This window comes from Pandoraea pneumonica (genome assembly GCF_902459645.1).
Classification (GTDB): Bacteria; Pseudomonadota; Gammaproteobacteria; order Burkholderiales; family Burkholderiaceae; genus Pandoraea; species Pandoraea pneumonica.
This window is the reverse complement of sequence record NZ_CABPSK010000001.1, coordinates 1,846,339-1,866,479: the sequence shown is the minus strand read 5'-3', so window position 1 is coordinate 1,866,479 and position 20,141 is coordinate 1,846,339. Positions and strand designations below refer to the sequence as shown.

Below are 20,141 nucleotides of genomic sequence, written 5' to 3'. Positions count from 1 at the left end.
AGGGCGCGTCGCGCGCGACGTCGTCACAGACGATGCGTCACCGATTCGAGCACTTGCACGCCGCGCATGAAGTCATCGATGTCCATGGCTTCGTGCGGATTGTGCGAGCCGTTGGCGTTGCGCACGAACACCATCCCGCTGGGAATGCCTGCATTGGCGAAGATCGCGGCGTCGTGACCGGCACCGCTCGGTACGCGCTCTTGCGGCAAATCGAGTGCGCGGCAGGCGTCGACGAGCAACGACGACACATGCGTATCCATGATGGCGGGCGCCGAAGCGAGCCGCCGGTCGAAGACGAACTGCACACCGCGGTCACGCTCGATGGCGCGGCACTCGGTGCGCATTAGCTCGTAGAACACGTCGAGCGTATCGGCGCTTTGGCTGCGCACTTCCAGACTGAAATCGACACGCCCCGGAATGCGCGAGATCGCGTGTTCGGCAGGGTCGGTGCCGACGATGCCCGTGGTCACGACGAGATCGATGCCGCGTTCGAGCAATGCGCGCCAGTGTTCGTCGAGCCGCGTGATGAGATCGGCCACCGCAAACATCGCGTCGTGCCGCAGCCAGCGCGGCACCGCACCGGAATGGCCCGCTTCGCCCACACACGACACGCGGTTATGGCGCACGTTGCCGCGAATGCCCGGCACGATGGCCACTGGCATCTCGCGGGCGATCATCACCGGCCCCTGCTCGATGTGTAATTCCAGCCAGGCTTTGGCGCGCGACACATCGAAGAGCATCGCGCCGTCGCGAATGGCATCGATATCGGCACCTGCCTCGGCCATGCATTCGGCCAGCGTGCGGCCGTGCGTGCGATGTTTCATCGCCAGATCCGCGTCGCTAAGTTTGCCGAACAGGGCACTTGAGCCCATATACGCTTTGCCGAACCAGGCGCTTTCTTCACCGCGCAGCGCGAGCACGCGCACCGGCGTCGATGTTGGACGGCCGCTGCGCTGCTGTTCGACAAGACACAGCAGGCCCGCAACGATGCCCGCCATGCCGTCGTAGTTGCCGCCTTGCGGCACGGAGTCGAGGTGCGAGCCGATCCACGTGGCGGGCGTATCGTTGCGCGGCCCTGACGCACCCGCTCCATCGGGCAGCGAGAAAATCAAATTGGCCGCACGGTCGCGCGTGACGGCGAGTCCCTGATGACCGGCCCATTCGGTCAGATACGACGCTGCCGCGTTCTCGCCTGCGCCATAGCTGTCGCGGGAGACACCGACACCGTCGTCGCCGAGGCGGCGCAGGTCGTTGAAAAGTTGATCGGCCAGCGAGGCCAGCGCGGTAAGACTCATGAGCGTGTTTTCTACAAAGACATAAACAAGGGGAGGGGAAGCAAGCCGCATTCACTGCCTGCGAACCACGCTCACCGTCGCGACGTGTCGCGAAAGCGAGCGCTGTGTCCCTATCACCCGGACTGCTGTGCGAAGCGCAACCAACGGTCGGTGAGTTGCGCGTCGAGCGCTACGGCCCCCGTGAGCGCTGCGAGCTTCTCGATTTCGTGCCGCGCGCAATAGGCGGCGAGCCCGTCGACGATGTGGCCCATCGCGGCGGGATCGCGGAACGAGGCCGTGCCCACCTGCACGGCGGTGGCCCCGGCCAGCATGAATTCAACGGCATCGTCTGCCGTCTCGATGCCGCCGCAGCCGATGATCGGAATGCGCACCGCGCGATGGCATTGATGCACGAGCCGAACGGCCAGCGGTTTGATCGCCGGGCCTGACAGGCCGCCCATCACGTTGCCGAGTTTGGGGCGGCGCGTGTGCACGTCGATGGCCATGCCGAGGACGGTGTTGCCCATGACGATGGCGTCGGCTCCGGCGTCTTCCGCCGCGCGCGCGATCAGCGCGATCTGCCCGGCGTTGGGCGTGAGCTTGACCCACAACGGATGCTTCGTGCGCCGCCGGATCGCGCTCACGGCCTTGTATGTCGTCTCAGGGAGCATCGCGAAGGCCATGCCGTCGGCTTCGAGATTCGGGCACGAGATGTTGGCCTCGATGGCGGCAACTTCGGGCAATGACAATCGCTCGCAGGCTTCGGCGAACGATTCGGCGGTGTCGGCGGAGACCGATACCACCACGGGCGTGTCGAACCGCGTGTAGGGCGGCAGCACGTCGCGCAGGTAGGCATCGAGCCCCTTGCTCGGAATGCCGATGGAGTTGAGCATGCCGCTGGGCGTTTCGGCCACACGCGGCGTCGGGTTACCGGCGCGCGTGGCGGGCGACACGCTCTTGATGACCAGCGCGCCGAGCCGATTGAGATCGAGCGCCTCGCGGTATTCGATGGCGAAGCAACCGGAAGCGGGCATGACCGGGTTGCGCAGCGTGAGCGCGCCGATGCGAACGCTCAGATCGGGCTCATGGGATGCTCGCAGCGCCTGCAAGTGAAGATCAGCCAAAGTCCACCTCCCCGATGACATCGCGAATCGGAAACACGGGGCCTTCGCGGCACACGCGCAAAAATTGTTTGTCGCCGTCGCAATCGAACAGGCGCACGCACGACAGGCAAACGCCCATGCCGCACGCCATACGCTGCTCCATCGCCACTTCCGCAACCATCTGCGGGTGTTCTGCGACGACCCGCTGCAAAAGCATCAGAAGCCGGTGCGAGCCACAGGTGTAGACAGCGTCGTGCGGCGCTGCGGCGAGCAGCGCACGTATGCGGGCTTCGACTGCCTCGACCGACGACGAGCCATCGCTGTCGAATACGCAGTGCACGTCAGCCAGTTCACGGGCGTTACCTGAGCGCAAGAATTCGTCGCGCATGAGATCGGCTTCGCTACGCGCCGACATCACCACGGTGAGCCGGATACCGGCTGCCGCAGCGCGTTGGACGAGCGGGGCCATCGTGGCCAGCCCGACGCCACGCGCCACGACCATCACGCGTTGCCATGCCGTATCGAGCGTGAACGTGTTGCCGAGCGGACCGACGATGTCGAGCGTCGCCCCTTCGGCCAGTGAGGCGAGGGCGCGCGTGCCGACGCCGGTGACGTTGTAGAGAAATTCGATAACGCCGGGTTCGGGGCCGGTGCCATACACGCTCATCGGACGCAGCAGAAACGGCGCTTCTTGGTCCGTCACCGGGCACTTGAGCTGATAGAACTGACCGGGGCGTGTCGTGTGCGCGAGCGGCGCATCGGCTTGCAGTTGCAGATAGCGATAGCGGGCATTCACCGCACGGTGCGTGAGCACGCGGCAGCCATGGGTGGCTACGGTGGCTACGGTAGCCACGCTGGCCACAGTGGAGGCGTGGCAGGGTGCGTCGAGAATCATTCGAGTTCGGTGCCCTTGAGTTCGGGAATCAGAAAGCGCGTGGCGAGCATGTCGAGCACATAAAGGCTCGCGAGCAGGGCGATGGCGATCTGGAAGGAGTAGCGCACGGCGAGTGCACCGACGACGAGCGGGCCGAGTCCGCCGATGGCGCGGCCGATGTTCCACAGCACGTTCTGCGCAGTGGCACGCGCGGCAGTTGGGTAGGCTTCGGACATCAGCGTGCCATAGCCGCCGACCATGCCGTTGACGAACATGCCCATGAGCGCACCGGCAAACAGCATCACAGTCGGGTCGGTCAACTGCGCGTAGACGAGCACCATCACCACGGCCCCCGCCTGATAGAGCAGGAACGTCGGGCGGCGTCCGATGCGGTCGGCCAACTGGCCGAAGGCCCACACGCCGAACATCATTCCGACGACCGTGGCGGCAGTCCACAGACCCGACTTCGTCAACGAGAAGCCGAGCTTCTGCGAGAGGAACGTCGGCAGCCAGATCATGATCCCGTAGTAGCCAAAGTTCTGAACCGAGCAGAGGATCACGATGCCCAGACTCACCCGCGTGGTGCGAGCGTCTTTCACGAGCAGACGGAAGGCGTTCGAGCGGTTGGCCGTCGACGCGTTGTCCGCGCGGCGCACGAAGACTTCCGGCTCGTGAAGCTTGTTGCGAAGCACCCACGCCACCAGCGCGGGCAGCACACCGACGAGAAACATGCCGCGCCAGCCGATGTGAATCAGCAGCATTGGCGTGAGCAGCGCCGCAGCGAGTACGCCCGTTTGCCAGCCGAGCGCCACATACGACGACACCCGTGCACGCTTGGCGGCAGGCCATGCCTCAGCGGCGAGGGCCATGCCAATGCCGAACTCGCCGCCCAGGCCGATGCCAGCGATGGTGCGATAGGCCAGCAAGTCCCAGAAGCCCTGTGCAAAGGCGCACAACCCCGTGAAAACGGCAAACAGCAGAATCGTCCACGTCAGCATGCGCACGCGGCCATAGCGATCGGAGAGCGCACCGAAAATGATGCCCCCCGCCACCGCCCCGATCAGTGTCCACGTGACGAGTGCCCCTGCCTGCCCCGGCGTGAGCGACAGACCAGCGGTGATCGCGGGCAGCATGAAGCCGAGAATCAACAGATCGAATCCGTCCATCGCGTAGCCGATGGCGGAGCCCGCGAGCGCTTTCCATGCGTAAGGCGTCACGGCGTCGGACGGTGCGGCAGCCGTGCGCTGTGCGCTCGGGGTGTTCAGGTTGACTTCCATGGTCGTGTCCTGTGGGGGCGGCGAGTGATCGAATGCGCCTGCAAGCGCAAGGCCGCGCCGCCGCCACTACCGCCAGTCATCGTCAAATTGTCTAAATATTTAGACGAATGCGAGAAAAAAATGCCTCGACTCACACATAGACATCGCTGGTGAACTGCGCAGCGAAGTCGTTGAGGGTGGCGAGAAAGTGGGCGTCGGACGCGTCGGCGGCCTCGCGCAGCATGGTGGCGGAGGCTTTGCTGCGGGTGAGAAACGCCTGCAACGTTTCGCTGCTCGTCGCAATGCCGGACTGCCTTTCTGCAAAAGCCTGTGCCGCCTGCGCGAGCAACAGCAGCGCAGCCGATTCACGCGTGGGGGTGCGCGACGCGTTCAGGCAGCGCTCGGCGAAGTCTTCGATGTCGGACAAACCAACCGTGTCGCGCTGCAACCAGGCACAAGCAAGCTTCAGATCCATCATGCGCTCCATTTGTCTAAATATTTAGACTAAACGAACCCAAGGGGTCCGGCAAGGTGAAAATTATTGGGTCAAACCCTGAGTCGAAGGACTGCGCGACGGCGGTTGTAGCGGGGGATACCGTCGCGCAGGGCGAGTGTGCGGGGGCACACCCGATAACGTCTGATAAGGCTTAGAACTTCATTCGCAGGCCGGCGCCGTACGTCTGGCCGGTCGACAAGTCGCTCATGTGATCGTACTTGTAGGCGGCGTAAATGTCGGTGCGCTTGGAGAGCGGGTAGTCGTAGCCGAGTGCCCACGTGGTGCGGCGCTGGTTGTCGCCCGAGCCGTTCGAGCCGGTGTAGGCGACCGACGCGAGCACGCTGCCGCGACCGAGCGGCACCGAGGCGCCGAACTGCCCCGTGTTGCTGTGGAAATTGCCACTGGCCGCCTGACTGGCGACGAGCATGTACTGCGCAAACAGCTTCACGACGGTGAAGTCGTACGAGAGGCCGATCTGTGCCGTGTTCTGGTTGGCAAGCCCCGTCACGCCAGGCAACTGCGTACCGAAGTCTCCCGCGGTGTTGCTGAAGTTCACGTATTGATAGTTCACCGCCACGCCGAACGGGCCGTTGCCATACGTGAGGGCGGCGCCCCACTTCTTGGCGCTGTGGTCCGTTGCGCTGTTACCCGTGGCGTAGATCAGCGTGCCGGCCAAGCCTGCATAACTCGGCGACGTGTACGCGATGGCGTTGTTCCATGCCGAGTCGCCCACCACGCCTTGCGTCCCCAGACCCTTGTAGGTGTGGAAGATCATCGGCGAGAACGTGTACGAGTTGTTGAACGGGTTGAACTGGATCGTCGCCAGATACAGCGGCGTGGTGATGCGTCCGAGCCGCAGCGTACCGGCGGTGGTGTTCGACAGGCCGACGTAGGCGTTGCGCGAGAAGAAGCTGTCGCCAGCAAAACGGCCGTAGGTGCCGTTGTTCGGCTGGAAATAGCTCTCGAGCACGAAGAGCGCGCTGTTGCCGCCGCCCAGATCTTCCGTACCGGCCATGCCCCAATACGACGTGGTCATGCCGCCGCCTTGCTGCACGACCGCGGCTTGCCCGCCCGGGTTCTTCACCGAGCCGACATAGGCGTCGGCCAAACCGTAGAAGCTCACGCTCGACTGCGCATGGGCCGTCGTTGCGAGCGTTGCCGCGCCCAATGCGGCGGCGCCAGCCACCTTGTGCCAGGTTTTCATCATTCCCTCGTTATGTGTACAAATTTCTGGACGGCGCGCAGGCTATCACTGCCCGCGTGCCCGGTCATCCCCAAAATTGCGCTGAACATCAATTTGTTCCGGCCATTCCCGTGGTGTGGGGCAGACCTGCACGGCATCGTGCCGATGTCTAAAAAAATAGACAATCGGAAAAATAATGTGGCGTGAGATGGCGAGAGACGATGAGTGCGGGAAGTCGGGCGGGGAGAGTGCGCGGGCGGAGGGCGTCGGTATAATCCCGGCACGATGTCGCGGGGCGCGAGCGCGCGTGCGGCAGCGACGAATTCCAACAGGGGGAGATTTGAACCGATCTGCGACGACATCCCGGGCGCCAAGAGGCGCGCGCTTCAATTTTCGAGCGATTGGCGAACGCCTGCGCGCCTACCGGCTGGCGGCCGAACTGCGCAGTGAGGACGTTGCCGAGCGGCTCGACATTTCGCGCGCGGCCATCTACAAGCTCGAACGCGGCGAGATCGTGAAGATCGACACACTGGAGCGGCTGGCGGCGTTGTTAGGGGTGTCGCTGGCAAACCTGCTGGGTGTGGAAGTGGAATATCACGACTCGGCGGTGAGCTACTTCGAGCGCATGCGTCAGTTGGAGGGCCGTTCCGAGCGCATCGTCGCGCATTTCGACCCGATTTCCTTTTTGCTGACGTCGAGCGATTACGACGTGTGGTTGCGTCATATGCTCGAAGAGAGCATTCCGCCGCGACTCGCCGACAAGCACTGGGCCACGACGATCGACCGGGTGCTGGGCATTCTGCAAGAGCGTAAAGCGAGTTTTTCGCGGCATCGTCTGGCAGTCACGAGCCTGATCGGGCTGCGTCAGATCGAGCAGTTTCTGCATCACGGGCTGGTTGGGCGGCTGGGCTTGCCACCGGGCGTGCAACTGGAGCGCAAGATGGCGGCGCGCCGCGAAGTGATGCGCATCATCGAGTTTCTCGAAGCGGATACGTCGGGCGTGCAGATCGGCATCGTGAGCGACAACATGCCCAACGAGTCGTTTCAGATCTTCGAAGCGGAGGGCGAGGCGTACGTCGCGGTATCGCCGTTCCGGCTCGGTGAGTTGCCGAACCTGCGCACCGGGATTGCCACGATCACCACGTCGCCCGACGGCGTGGGCATGTACCGCGCGATGATCGACCGGCTTTGGGCCGATTCCGCCAAAGGCAAAGAAGGGGCGGCGCTGCTGAGTCAGTTGCTCGCCCGGTTCTGATCGACGTAATCCGGCGGCGTATCTACGCGCCGCCGCGCTTGTCCTAAGGTGTTACCTCCCGGGCTTCCGCAATACAGAAGTCCGCGGCCTGAGACGATATTCCGCGCTTGCGAAGACATTTAGTCTCCCGTGCCATGACGGCCCTTCGGTCGGATGACAAGGAGACTTATTCATGAGTGAACGCTTATCGCGTGCCGGGCAGCCCAGCGCATCGACCCCCGTCTTGTTGCGGCATGTGCAACGCCCGTTCGACGATTGCGATTCGTTGGCCGGAGACTTCAGTGCCGTCGTTCAACTGCCGTCGAAGGCGCTGGGCAAGGCGTGGTCCCGGTACCCGGAGCGAACGTATCGCACGCCGCAAGGTAACGTTTGCGTTCCGTTTTGCGAGTGGGCAAAAGCGAGCAGCGCGCAATGCAAGGCTGCGGAGGACGTCAAAGCCGATGCGTTCGTATCGAACACGGTCCGCGACGCAGTCGGTGCATGGCGCGATAGCGTCATACGTTTCGAGAGCGGGGTACGGATGTTTGAAGCCGAACGCCGTAACACGCTGCTCGACGCGAGCAAAAACAAGCCTGCCAACACGACGCATTTGCGCGGGTTCGGCATGGGCGCGTATCGCGTTCAGTTAGATGCCATCGGTGCATTGCGCCAGGCGGCGAGCGCCGCCGATGCGCGGGGGACACAAGCCGGGGATGCCGAAAGCCGGGGCGAGGGCGAGCGAATTCGGCAACATTTGACCAAGCTTTGCGATGCGACACGCAAAACGACACATATCTCGTTAGGCAACCGGCTGGCCATGCTCGATCGCGAGCTCGCCGAGGTCAAGGTGCTCAACGAGTTGACGTCCGTTGCGCAACGAGAGCGCCTAAAAGGCGGGGCGTCGGTGCCGTTGCGATTGGCGCGCCGGGGCGATCAGTACGTGCTTAAGCCCGCAACGACGCACTCCGTATTGGATAGCAAGCAACGGCGAGCGCGGAGTGAGGCTGCCAGTCTCGCGTTGTTGCTCGGCCTGCCGGCATCTGCCACCGTCACATTGGACACGTTACGCGAGCGAGGCTTCGGTTGTCCGGGCAACAGTTTCCTTAGTGTCGATGCGTCGGCGTATGAAGGCGATGGTCATGGCAAGCAATGGGTGCTGGCACGCGCACGCGACCTCATGCGCCAGAAGGATGAGGCGGAATCGCTGTTGAAAGCCCTTGACGATAGGTACGACCGGCACGACGTGCCCGACCCGGTACGCCTGCTGCCCGATGACGAGCAGTTCGAAGACGAAGCGGTTGCAGCTTTTGGGGCGTGGCCGGAAAGGCGTCAATCGACACCAGAGTTGCTGGCGAATGACCTCCGTGTGCGACGTTGGAGTACCGACGGCAACGACCTGCCCGAGGCAGACCGATACGACATGACGTCGTTCGGCAAAAGTCAGACCCAAGTGCATAAGGTGGAATACGGCTTTGAGATGGAGCATCCAGACGGCGGTGAAAGCAGTTCCAGCATCGGTTCCGACGAGCGTTTGGCCGAGCCGCCATCGCCGCGACGCAAGACACCCCCGGCACCACCGTTACGCAAGTCATCCCTGCCGCCTGACGACCGCTTTGGCCATCTGGTCAAAGGGCAGCTTTCGACGGAGCAGCGCGAGACGCACGAATGGATTTCGGCTTGGTGTGAACCTCTTGCCGCTGTTTGGGACAACACGCCGACGCGGGACGAGATTGTGCAAACCCTCGAATCGTCATTTGATCCCGAATCGGCTCGGGCGAAAGAGATCGCCGCACGGGCTTGCCGCATTGCGACGAATCTGTTGCAGGCCAAGGCGGATCCGTTAAATACGACGACAGGGCAGCGGCGCGTTGGGTTCGAGCGCACGCTGGATGAAATCGAACCGTCGTACTCCCCAGGAAAATCTGTGATCTGCGCGATCGCGATTCGTCTGGAAGTGCTGCGAGACTGGGCCGAAACCATTGCCGCCGGTCCTTTGCAGAAGCGAATTAAGGACGTGGCATCGGCGATGGTTTGGAGCGATTTCAGTGAAGCCTTGTTCGAGGAGCTCAATCGGTGCCAGTCGGGCGATGATCTTCCGCAGTGCATGCTAGCGGCGGTGCAGCGTGTCGACCCAGTCGATGTTGCCTATAAAGCGCTGGTCGTCCCGGCATCAAAACGCGGCATGAACGGCGGCATTCGAGTAGCGCCGTAACGCGATTCGGCAGTCTCGATAAGTTCGGTTGAGATCTCACATCTCGCAAAACAACGCGCGCCCAACCCGGCGCGCGTTGTCATTTTTGCGACACCATTGTGTGTAAAAGCGCCGCATGTTTCGCGGCGCAAAACACGTTCCTCGCGCGTAATAGTAAATATTTTAATTATTTGCAAGCCTTTCTAATCAATATGTTGCGCGTTTTGCGCAATAGTCTCTTGCTTTGCCATGTACGTAGCTTGTGGGTAGAATGACCCGCGTCATAAGCGCTACGCGAGGTGAATAGCCTGTCAGGTTTTCTTCACGCATGGCGAGCCACCGCTTGACTGTCATGCGTGATTCGTCCCCACAAAAACGGAGAACTCCATGTCACAGGACAAGGAACCGCGCCGGCGCTTCTTGCGTCAGGTGCTGGCGATCGTGCCTGCCACGACACTCGCCACCGGTGCGACACTCACTCAGTCCGCCTGTAGCAGCGACAAGCCTGCTACGCCCGCTGCTTCGAACACCCCCTACGAGCCCAAGTACTTCACCGCCGACGAGTGGCGCTTCGTCAGTGCTGCCGTCGACCGTCTGATTCCTGCGGACGATCTCGGACCCGGCGCGTTGCAAGCCGACGTGCCGCAGTTCATCGACCGTCAGATGGAAACGCCGTTTGGCCACGGCAAGCTCTGGTATATGCAGGGCCCGTTCCATACGGATCAGCCGCCCGAGTTGGGCTATCAACTCAGTCTTGCCCCGCGCGACATCTATCGCCACGGCATCGCCGCGTGCGACGCGTACTGCAAGAAGCAGTACAACAAGGCATTTGCCGACCTCGATCACGCGACGCAAGAGACGGTGCTCGGCGATATGGAACACGCCAAGGTCGAGTTCGACAGCGTGCCTGCGCGCACTTTCTTCTCGTATCTGCTGGCCAACACCAAGGAAGGCTTCCTGTCCGACCCGATTCACGGGGGCAACAAGGACATGGTGGGCTGGAAGCTCGTGGGCTTTCCCGGCGCACGCGCCGACTTCATGGACTGGGCCGACCAACCCAACGTCAAGTACCCGTACGGGCCTGTGTCGATTTCCGGAAAGCGGGGTTAAGCCATGGCGATCAAGAAAGATAAGGTCGACGCCGTCATCGTGGGCTTCGGCTGGACCGGGGCGATTCTCGGCCAGGAACTCACCGATGCCGGGCTGAACGTGGTGGCGCTCGAGCGTGGCGCGATGCGCGACACCCCCACCGATGCGCAGTACCCGAAGGTCATCGACGAGCTCGAATACTCGGTGCGCGGCAAGCTGTTTCAGGAACTGGCCCGCGAAACCGTCACGATTCGCCATGCACCGGACGACCTCGCCGTGCCGTATCGGCAGAACGGCTCGTTCCTGCTGGGCAACGGCGTGGGCGGTGCAGGCTTTCACTGGAACGGCATGCACTACCGCATCCTTCCCGAAGAGCTCAAACTGCGCAGCCATTACGAAGAGCGCTACGGCAAGAAGTTCATCCCCGAGGGCATGACGATTCAGGACTTCGGCGTGAGCTACGAAGAACTGGAGCCGCATTTCGACTTTGCCGAAAAGGTGTTCGGCACCTCGGGCAAGGCAGGGAATTTGAACGGCAAGATCGTGCCCGGCGGTAACCCGCGCGAAGGTGCACGCTCCAGCGAGTTTCCGACGCCGCCGCTGCAAAACACCTACGGCGCGACGCTGTTCGAGAAGGCGGCCCGCGACGTCGGTTTCAATCCGTATCCGGCGCCGGCGGCGAATACCTCGCAGCCTTATACCAACCCGTACGGCGTGCGCCTCGGGCCGTGCAACTTCTGCGGCTTCTGCGAGAACTACGGCTGCTACATGTATTCGAAGGCCTCGCCGCAGACCACCATCCTGCCGGTGCTGCTCAAGAAGCCGAATTTCGAATTGCGTACGCACTCGTACGTCACCAAGGTCAATCTCGATAGCGACGGCAAGAAGGCCACGGGCGTGACGTACATCGACGCGCAAGGCCGCGAGGTCGAGCAACCGGCCGATATCGTGATCATGGCCGCGTATCAGATGCACAACGTGCGGCTGCTGCTGCTCTCGGGCATCGGCAAGCCCTACGATCCGAAGACGGGCGAGGGTGTGGTCGGCAAGAACTATGCGTACCAGATGAATGGCGCGGTCAACGTGCTGCTGCCCAAGGGCACGCAGTTGAACCCGTTCGTTGGCACGGGCGCGGGCGGGGTGTCGATGGACGACCTCAACGGCGACCAGTTCGATCACGGCCCGCTGGGCTTCCTCGGCGGTGCGAGCATTCGTCACATCCGCTACGGCGGGCGCCCGATCAAGATGACCCCGACCGTGCCGGGCACGCCGTCGTGGGGCAGCAAGTGGAAGGCCGGGATCGCGGACGCGTATCAGCGTTACATGACCATCGGCATTTCGGGCTCGGTCATGTCGTATCAAGATGCTTATCTCGATCTCGATCCGACGTATAAGGATGCGTACGGCATTCCGCTGCTGCGCATGACCTTCGACTGGCACGACAACGAATACAACATGCTCGGCTACATGGGCGACCGCATGGAGGAAGTGGGCCGGGCGATGAACCCTGAGAAGGTGTTCCGGGCGATTCGCAAGAAGGGCAGCCACTACGACACGCGCGTCTACCAGAGCACGCACACGACCGGCGGCGCCATCATGGGGACGAACCCGTCGAACAGCGTGGTGAACCGGTATCTGCAAAGCTGGGACGTGTCGAACGTGTTCGTCATGGGGGCCTCGGCTTTCCCGCAGAACATGGGCTATAACCCGACGGGCGTGGTGGCGGCGCTGGCGTACTGGTCTGCGAAGGCGATTCGCGAGCAGTACCTCAAGAACGCCGGCCCGCTGGTGCAGGCCTGAGGAGAGCGACCATGATCCGAAAATCCATGTTCAAGCGCTCTGCTCTGGTGCTCGCCGCAGGCTCGCTGACGCTCGGCGCACTCGTCGCCCTCGATGCGTGGGCGCAGGACGTTGCCGCGCCCGCGTCGGCACCGGCTTCCGCTAATGCTCCAGCCCCGGACGCACCCGCGGCGATGGCTGCGGCACCGGCGGCCAACGACCCGCAGGCGCAGCTCATCAAGCAAGGTGAGTATCTGGCGCGCGTGGGCGATTGCGCCGCGTGTCACACCGCGCCGAAGGGCAAGCCGTTTGCGGGCGGATTGCCGATCGCGTCGCCGATCGGCACGATCTACTCGACCAACATCACGCCGGACAAGGACACCGGTATCGGCAACTACAGTCTCGAAGACTTCGATCAAGCCGTGCGTCACGGCATTGCGAAGAACGGCTCGACGCTGTATCCGGCCATGCCGTACACGTCGTACGCGAAGGTGCGTCCGGCGGATGTGAAGGCGCTCTACGCGTACTTCATGTCGGGCGTGCAGCCGGTCGCGCAGGCGAACAAGGCAACGGACATTCCGTGGCCGATGTCGATGCGCTGGCCGTTGTCGATCTGGCGCAAGATGTTCGCACCGGCCGTCGTAGCTGACGCCGCATCGACCGATAACGACCCGATTTCGCGCGGTCGCTATCTCGTCGAAGGGCTGGGCCATTGCAGCGCATGTCACACCCCGCGAGGTGTCGCATTGCAGGAGAAGGCGCTGACCGACGACAGCACCGCGTTCCTCTCGGGCGGGGTGGTCGATAACTTCCTCGCGAAGAACCTGCGCGGCGACGTGACCGACGGTCTGGGCAACTGGAGCGAAGGCGATATCACGGCGTTCCTCAAAGGCGGGCGCAACGATCATTCCGCAGCGTTCGGCGGCATGACGGACGTGGTGCAGCACAGCGCGCAGTACATGAGCGACGACGACCTCTCGGCCATTGCGAAATACCTGAAGACGCTCAAACCCGTCGATCCGAACGCCAAGGCGCTCGCGTACGACGAGACGGCGGCCAAGGCATTGCGCGCCGGGTCCGATAAGAGCAATGGGGCGTTGACGTTCATCGATAACTGCGCGGCTTGCCACCGCAGTACGGGCAAGGGCTATTCGCAGACCTTCCCGACGCTGGCGCTCAGTTCGACGGTGAACTCGGCCGATCCGACATCGCTGATCCATATCGTGCTGCGCGGTGCCGAAATGCCGTCGACGAAATCGGCACCGACGCACTACGCCATGCCGGGCTTCGACGATCGTCTGACCGATCAGGACGTGGCCGATGTGCTGACGTTTGTGCGCACTAGCTGGGGCAATACGGCGCCTGCTGTGACGGCGGCGCAAGTGGCCAAGGTGCGCAAGGACGTGGGGGCCGCGCCGCAGCCCACGCGTTGATGCCGTGATGATGTGAAGGTGTGGTGGCGCTCGTGCTGGCGGGCGAGCGCCATGCGCCTGTGGTGAAATGTAGCCCTGCCGGGCGGTGTTGCTGGCAGGGCTTTTTTATCGCGCGATGGCTTAGGGCGCGAACCGATGTTGTGGAACGCAGGAGGTTGTTGTGCCGTTCATTCTTCTAGGGCTCGTGGTGTTGGCGGGCATCGTCTACGGGGCCGTGCGGCTGTATGGCGCGGTCGCGATGCGTTTCGGCACGCTGGCGGCAGTGGCCACGATTGCGGTCTGCGTGCTGATCGTCGTTTGGCTCGTTGTCGATGCCGTTCGTCGCTATCGCGCGGTGCATGGCGTGCGGCGTAACGGTGAGCGTGTCGTGAGTATCGAAGGGGCGTGGGGCGCGCTCAAGCTCGACGCCGATCGCAAGATGGGCACGATTCGCGTTGGCGAGAACACCTCGCGCTTTGTGTTCTCCGACGTGACGTCCGCGCACCCGGTGACGGAGAACGGGCGCTGGACGTTAGTGCTCGAACTTGCCCACAACGCGCAGCCGCAATGGGTTGTGCCCATGACGAACCGCGCGCTCGCGCAACGCTGGACGAAGATCTTTCGATTGGCGAATTCTCACCGTTTGTAATGCATGCCCTCATGCCGTCCGACCATTCGCAAACGCACGAATGTCGTCGGTGAGACGCGCGGCTTGATTGAAGTACATGCCATGCGTGCCGCCCTCGTAGACCTTGAGGACCGCCCCGGCAATCGCTTCCGCGGTCGGGCGACCGGTCACCTCTAGCGGCGCGCTCGCGTCGCAATCCCCATGTAATACCAGCGCCGGTATGTCGAGCGCAGCCATCTCGGACCGGAAGTCGGTCGAGGTCTGCACGCGATTGAGTGCGGCTGCGGCGTCGAGCGATGTGCGCAGCATCAGGTCCGACGTCCAGCGAACGACAGCCTGCGACGTGCCCGGTGCAAAGTAGGGTTCGGCGCGCCGCTCGATCCAGTCCGGAAACGAGGTGAGCATCTCGTCGAGTGAATCGTAGAAGAGTTGCGGATCGACACCGGTCGGGTTGTCGGCAGTCTTGACGAGATAGGGCGTCGCAGCCGGTGACACGAAAACGATGCGCGAGACGCGCTTCGTGCCGTGACGCGTGAGATAGCGCACGATTTCGCCCCCTCCGAACGAATGCCCGACGAGCGTGACGCCAGTCAGATCGAGCGCCTGCAAGACGGCGTGGAGATCGTCGGCCAGCGTGTCGTAGTCGTAGCCGCGTCCGGTGTCGGCCGAGCGGCCGTGGGCGCGCCGGTCGAAAGCTACGCAGCGAAAGCCGTCGTTGGCCAACGCTGTCATCTGGTAGGCCCAGATGTCGCTGGCGAGGGTCCATCCGGAGAGAAATACGACCGGCTTGCCATGGCCCCAGTCGCGGCAGAAGAGGGCGGTGCCGTCGCTGCCTGCGACGTAACCGGTGGACGTGATCGGGGCGGTGGGCGTGTTCGAAGTCAGCGACAGGCGGGTCAACATGGTCAGGCTCCACAAGGGCCGTGCCGGGGGATCCGGCAGAACGTGAAGCCATTCTCGCGAGCGCAGTGCGCACCGTCGATTACCTCGGAGGTAATGACGGCCTGCCGCCGGGACGGCCCCCGCACACGTAGGCGTTCGCGTGCTGTCGGGGGGAAGAGCCGTCCCGGCGCGCTACCCCGTGGAAGTCAGGCGCCCGCCGGTACGGGCTGACGCATCGGCGGCACGACGCTTGCGTCGTCGATCGGAAAGTGCAGCGCCGCAGCCACAGCACCGAGAATGGCCGTGGCGGCCCAGACGAGGTTGTACGAACCCGTGACATCCAGCACGTAACCCCCGAGCCACGCGCCGAGGAACGAGCCGACCTGATGGCTCATGAAGCACACACCGAAGAGCGTGCCCAAGTGACGCGCGCCGAACACCTTCGCGACCAGACCGCTCGTGAGCGGCACCGTGCCCAGCCACGTCAGCCCCATCACTGCCGCGAAGATCACGACGCTCGTATCGGACTTCGGCAACAAGAAGAACAAGGCGATGGCACCGCCCCGAATCAGATACAACCAGCCGAGCACGTGATGTTGTCGATAGCGTCCGCCAAGCCAGCCGCACGCCCAACTACCCAGCATGTTGAACAGGCCGATCAGGGCGAGCGCGGTGGCGCCAAGCCCGATCGGCATGTGGCACATCAGCAGATAGCCGGGCAGGTGGGTGGCGATGAACGCGAGTTGAAATCCGCAGGTGAAGAAACCGAGCGTGAGCAACTGAAAGCCGCGATGGCTGCGAGCCTGATGCAGCACTTCTCGCAGGGAGACATGTTCACCGTCGTTGTGCTGGCGGGTTGCTGGGGTGGCGGGCGTGGCCGCTGTCGCCTTGCGCCGGTTCAGCGTCATGAAGAGGCCGAGCGGCGCGGCGCAGCACAGGATCAGCGCGAGCACGAACAGCGACGTCGACACGCCGAAGCTCTGACGCAAGCCTTGGGCAACCGGCACTAACGCCACCTGCCCAAGCGAGCCACCGGCGCTCACGAGCCCCATCGCCATGGTGCGTTTCTCGGGGGCCACGGCACGGCTGACGGCGGGCAGCACCACACCGAAGGTTGTGCAACTGATGCCTAGCCCGACTAGCACGCCGAGTCCGATCACCAGCCACATGCCCGACGGCGCCAGGGCCGCCATGGCGAGTCCGCCCGCAAAGGCGAAGGCACCGAAGGCGACCACCGGTGCAGGCCCGTGACGGTCGGCCATCGCGCCCGCGAACGGCTGCGCAAATCCCCATACGAGGTTGTGGAGGGCAATGGCAAAGGCGACCAGCGTGACCGGAACGCCGCGATCGTACGAAAACGGATTGATGAAAAGCCCGAACGTCTGCCGGGTGCCCATGGCGGCACTCAACACGAGCGCGCCGGCCAGAATGATGAGCGTAACGCGGCCTTGCAGCGAGGGTGAGGGTGATGCGGTTTGTGTCATGGTGGTGAATCCTCCTCACCGTAGTTTCGCAACGCCATCGCCGTCTGGCAAAGGAGTAATGCGAAGCTGCGAGTGAATTTAATTCACCTGTGAGGCGTTTATGGCAATCGCGCGGCGTCGGCGGCTTCTGCGATGACCCAGTCGCGAAACGCGACGCATGCGGGGTGCGGTTCGATGTCGTCCGCACAAATCAGCCAGTAGGCGCCTTGGGAGGTCGTGGTGACATCGTGGGCAGGCACGAGGGCACCGCTCGCTAGGTATTCGTCGACCAGTGGGCGCCGCCCGATGACGACGCCGAGGCCCATGATGGCGGCGTCGAACGCCAACTGGATGCTATCGAAGCTCAGGCCGCCGCGCGCGTCGAAGTCGTCGATACCGGCACCTTCGATCCATCCTTGCCAGTCTTCACTCGCGCTACTCACGTGAATTCGGGTCACGACTTGCAAGTCGATGTTGCCGTGCGCATCCGCGTGTTCGGCTCGATAAGCCGGACTGCATACCGGAAGAAACTGCTCGCCGAACAACCGGTGCCAGGTGTCAGCGGCGACTGGTGCGCGGGACAAGCGAATGGCGAAATCGAAGCCGTCGGTGGGGAAGCCGACCTGCCGACGCGAGGTGTCGAGCGTGACGTCCACGTCCGGCATGCGTTGGGTGAAGCGATGCAGGCGCGGCAGTAGCCAGCGTGAGGCGAGCGTCGGTGCGCAGGTGAGTGCGATGGCGCGGGCGGTGTCGCGGGTCGGCAGGCGGCGCGTGCCTGTCATGAGTAACGAAAAGGCTTCGGTCACGTAGGCGAGATAGTCGACGCCTTCTGGTGTGAGCGAGAGCCCTTGCGGCGAGCGCGCGAAGAGGGCGATGCCGAGTGACTGCTCCAACCCGACGATGCCGTGGCTCACTGCGCTGGGCGTGAGATGCAGTTCAGCGGCGGCGCGCTTGAAGCTTTGATGGCGTCCGGCGGCTTCGAACAAGCGCAGGGCGGAGAGCGGGGGCAGGCGAGGCGGCATGGCTAGGCGTCTTTCATCAGCCCGCATGCGTGAGGGTATCGCGCGCTTGGGCGGGACGTTCGATGGGCTTCGGATGGCGTCGATTTTCGCATGATGCCGCGTGTCGTGTGTGATCAGGCTGTGTGTCTGGCGGCGAACTGTCATGGCTGGCGGCCAGTACAGGCCTGTCTGGTTTTGGCGAACTGTACCGGGCCTCGCGGCGGCGCACTGCCTATGCTGTCTGACCGAAATTCCGGGCGGCGCTTGGCTGTCCCGCATCAAACCGTATTCGATTATGACGACTGAACAATTGCTCGCCTTCTGCGCTTTCGCGGTCATCACGCTGGTGACCCCCGGCCCCAACAACATGATGGTGCTGGCTTCGGGCCTGAATTACGGCTTTCTGCGCACGCTGCCGCATCTGGCCGGTATTGCCTGTGGCTTTGCCTTCATGGTGTTTCTCACGGGCACGGGCTTGCATTCGGTCTTCGTTAAGTTTCCCGTCATTCACTCGGTGCTGAAGTATGTCGGCGCGGCCTATTTGTTGTGGTTGGCGTGGCATTTGGCGCGCTCTGGTCCGATGGACGACGAGCGTCGCGAGCGGGCTCGGCCGATGGGGTTTTTGGGCGCTGCGGCATTTCAGTGGGTCAATCCGAAAGCTTGGGTGATGGCGGTGGGCGCAATCAGCACCTATTTGCCGAACGGCGCTAATTTGCCTGACGTGGTGATGCTCGCGGTGATCTACGGCATCTTGGGGGCGCCATGTATCGGTTTGTGGGCTGGCTTCGGTGTCGCCATGCGGCGCGTGCTGACCGATGCCCGCTCAGTGCGAATCTTCAACGGTGTGGCCGCAGCGCTGCTTGTCGCGTCGCTGTATCCGATTTTGGTGGACTGACTTGACGGACTGATTCGGCGGACGGTGGTGGCTTGGGTTGGCGCTTGCGTCTCGATAAAACTGCGTCGTTATACTGACGGCTCCTGTGGTTTTCGCGCTCACATGAGGTGCTGTCATGTCTCGTAAGTTTGCCAAGACTCTACCGTGTCTCGTTGCCGCCGCGACGCTTGCACTGGCGCCGCTCTCGTCACTGGCTTGCACTCGCGTCGTTTATCTGGGGGCCAATGACGACGTCATTACGGCGCGCTCTATGGACTGGAAGGTCGACGTGGCGACCAATCTCTATGTGTTGCCGCGCGGCATTGCCAGAACGGGGGAGGCCGGGCCCAACTCGATTCGCTGGACGGCGAAATATGGGAGTGTGGTCGCCACCGGATACGATGTGTCGACGACCGACGGCGTCAACGAGAAGGGGCTGTCGGCGCAGCTGCTCTGGTTGGCGGAGTCGCAGTATCCGAGGTTCGACAAAGATTCGCGCCCGGGGCTGACGATTGCGGCGTGGGCGCAATATGTCCTCGACAATTTCGCGACGGTGGACGAGGCGGTGACGGCGCTCGAGAAGGAGCCCTTCACGATCGTGACGGACAACGTGCCGGGCGAGCAGCGGATCACGACGTTGCATTTGGCGATGTCGGATGCCACCGGCGACAGCGCCATCGTCGAATACATCAATGGGCAGCAGGTGATTCATCACGGCCGGCGGTATCAGGTCATGACGAACTCGCCGACGTTCGACGAGCAACTGGCGCTCAATCAATACTGGACGCAGATCGGCGGCACGACATTCCTGCCGGGGACGAATCGCTCGTCGGATCGGTTTGCGCGGGCGTCGTTCTACATCAATGCGATTCCAAAGAGCGAAGATCCGGTCGAGGCGCTGGCAAGCGTGTTCAGCGTGATTCGCAATGTGTCGGTGCCGTTCGGCATCACGACGCCGGGCGAACCGAATATCTCGTCGACGCGTTGGCGTACGGTGGTCGATCACAAGCGCATGCTTTATTTCTTCGAATCGGCACTAACACCGAACACGTTCTGGGTGGACCTGAAGAAGCTCGATTTCTCTGCGGGCGCGCAGGTGCGCAAGCTCGATCTTGGGCGCGACCAGCGCAATACGTTTAGCGGCGAGGTGTCTGCGGCGTTCAAACCGTCGGTGCCGTTTCCGTTTCTCGGGTTGGATGCGGGCAAGGCGCGCTGAGTGACGCGTGTGGGGCGTGTGAGCGACGTTTGAGAGATGGGCGGTTGGGGGAGGCGCTGGCGTGGTACGCAGCTGCAACGCTGTGGTTTTCTGCGATACGGTATTGAAACGCCGTCAGTCGGTGGCAGGGCAAATGTGCGTTAAGGCCGTTGCTACAAGCCTGACGGGGTGACTTTCAGCGTATCC

At 63.1% G+C, this 20,141-nt stretch carries 17 protein-coding genes; 8 read left to right on the top strand and 9 right to left on the bottom strand.

All coding sequences use genetic code 11. The features are described 5' to 3' along the window. Positions 1-23: 23 nt before the first annotated feature. The 6 genes from PPN31114_RS08165 to PPN31114_RS08140 all read right to left on the bottom strand — a co-directional run bounded on the left by PPN31114_RS08165 (position 24) and on the right by PPN31114_RS08140 (position 6,210). Complete coding sequence (locus PPN31114_RS08165; protein WP_150678892.1) at positions 24-1,295, bottom strand: hydantoinase/carbamoylase family amidase; 1,272 nt, start codon at positions 1,293-1,295, stop codon at positions 24-26. Positions 1,296-1,408: 113 nt separating this feature from the next. Next, on the bottom strand, positions 1,409-2,398 hold the full coding sequence (locus PPN31114_RS08160; RefSeq protein WP_281350952.1) for a dihydroorotate dehydrogenase: 990 nt from the start codon (positions 2,396-2,398) through the stop codon (positions 1,409-1,411). Further along, positions 2,391-3,272: a dihydroorotate dehydrogenase electron transfer subunit gene (locus PPN31114_RS08155; protein WP_150678891.1), complete on the bottom strand. Its 882-nt coding sequence runs from the start codon at positions 3,270-3,272 to the stop codon at positions 2,391-2,393. Before PPN31114_RS08155 ends, PPN31114_RS08160 begins: the two co-directional genes overlap by 8 nt. Continuing rightward, complete coding sequence (locus PPN31114_RS08150; protein WP_150678890.1) at positions 3,269-4,528, bottom strand: MFS transporter; 1,260 nt, start codon at positions 4,526-4,528, stop codon at positions 3,269-3,271. The genes PPN31114_RS08155 and PPN31114_RS08150 overlap by 4 nt, the downstream gene beginning before the upstream one ends. Positions 4,529-4,658: 130 nt before the next feature. Further along, positions 4,659-4,982, bottom strand: coding sequence for a hypothetical protein (locus tag PPN31114_RS08145; protein WP_150678889.1), 324 nt, complete (start codon positions 4,980-4,982; stop codon positions 4,659-4,661). A 172-nt stretch (positions 4,983-5,154) separates the two neighbouring features. Next, positions 5,155-6,210 carry a porin gene (locus PPN31114_RS08140; RefSeq protein WP_150678888.1) on the bottom strand — a complete coding sequence of 352 codons (1,056 nt, stop codon included), beginning with the start codon at positions 6,208-6,210 and terminating at the stop codon, positions 5,155-5,157. 316 nt (positions 6,211-6,526) lie between these two features. Between PPN31114_RS08140 and PPN31114_RS08135 the strand changes: the two genes are divergently transcribed. The 6 genes from PPN31114_RS08135 to PPN31114_RS08110 all read left to right on the top strand — a co-directional run bounded on the left by PPN31114_RS08135 (position 6,527) and on the right by PPN31114_RS08110 (position 14,540). Continuing rightward, positions 6,527-7,441 carry a helix-turn-helix domain-containing protein gene (locus tag PPN31114_RS08135; RefSeq protein WP_150678887.1) on the top strand — a complete coding sequence of 305 codons (915 nt, stop codon included), beginning with the start codon at positions 6,527-6,529 and terminating at the stop codon, positions 7,439-7,441. 172 nt (positions 7,442-7,613) lie between these two features. After that, positions 7,614-9,632: a hypothetical protein gene (locus tag PPN31114_RS08130; protein WP_150678886.1), complete on the top strand. Its 2,019-nt coding sequence runs from the start codon at positions 7,614-7,616 to the stop codon at positions 9,630-9,632. Positions 9,633-9,998: 366 nt separating this feature from the next. After that, positions 9,999-10,721: a gluconate 2-dehydrogenase subunit 3 family protein gene (locus PPN31114_RS08125; RefSeq protein ID WP_150678885.1), complete on the top strand. Its 723-nt coding sequence runs from the start codon at positions 9,999-10,001 to the stop codon at positions 10,719-10,721. 3 nt (positions 10,722-10,724) lie between these two features. After that, positions 10,725-12,500 (top strand): GMC family oxidoreductase, encoded by a 1,776-nt coding sequence (locus tag PPN31114_RS08120; RefSeq protein WP_150678884.1) that lies wholly within the window; start codon positions 10,725-10,727, stop codon positions 12,498-12,500. 173 nt (positions 12,501-12,673) lie between these two features. Beyond that, positions 12,674-13,912, top strand: coding sequence for a c-type cytochrome (locus tag PPN31114_RS08115; protein WP_246182476.1), 1,239 nt, complete (start codon positions 12,674-12,676; stop codon positions 13,910-13,912). A gap of 160 nt (positions 13,913-14,072) precedes the next feature. Then, complete coding sequence (locus PPN31114_RS08110; RefSeq protein ID WP_150678883.1) at positions 14,073-14,540, top strand: hypothetical protein; 468 nt, start codon at positions 14,073-14,075, stop codon at positions 14,538-14,540. Between the two features lie 9 nt (positions 14,541-14,549). On the opposite strand, the gene PPN31114_RS08105 is transcribed toward PPN31114_RS08110, so the two are convergent. From PPN31114_RS08105 to PPN31114_RS08095, 3 genes are all read right to left on the bottom strand, one after another. After that, a complete protein-coding gene (locus PPN31114_RS08105) occupies positions 14,550-15,422 on the bottom strand; it encodes an alpha/beta fold hydrolase (RefSeq protein WP_150678882.1) in 873 nt (290 codons plus the stop codon). A 185-nt stretch (positions 15,423-15,607) separates the two neighbouring features. Further along, positions 15,608-16,885 (bottom strand): MFS transporter, encoded by a 1,278-nt coding sequence (locus PPN31114_RS08100; protein WP_150678881.1) that lies wholly within the window; start codon positions 16,883-16,885, stop codon positions 15,608-15,610. A gap of 98 nt (positions 16,886-16,983) precedes the next feature. Further along, positions 16,984-17,886, bottom strand: a complete 903-nt coding sequence (locus PPN31114_RS08095; RefSeq protein ID WP_150678880.1) for a LysR substrate-binding domain-containing protein — start codon at positions 17,884-17,886, stop codon at positions 16,984-16,986. A 274-nt stretch (positions 17,887-18,160) separates the two neighbouring features. On the opposite strand from PPN31114_RS08095, the gene PPN31114_RS08090 reads away from it, so the two are divergent. Next, positions 18,161-18,760 carry a LysE family translocator gene (locus tag PPN31114_RS08090; RefSeq protein ID WP_150678879.1) on the top strand — a complete coding sequence of 200 codons (600 nt, stop codon included), beginning with the start codon at positions 18,161-18,163 and terminating at the stop codon, positions 18,758-18,760. 115 nt (positions 18,761-18,875) lie between these two features. Next, entirely contained in the window at positions 18,876-19,955 is a 1,080-nt protein-coding gene (locus PPN31114_RS08085; protein WP_150678878.1) for a linear amide C-N hydrolase, read from the top strand. Positions 19,956-20,141: the final 186 nt, after the last annotated feature.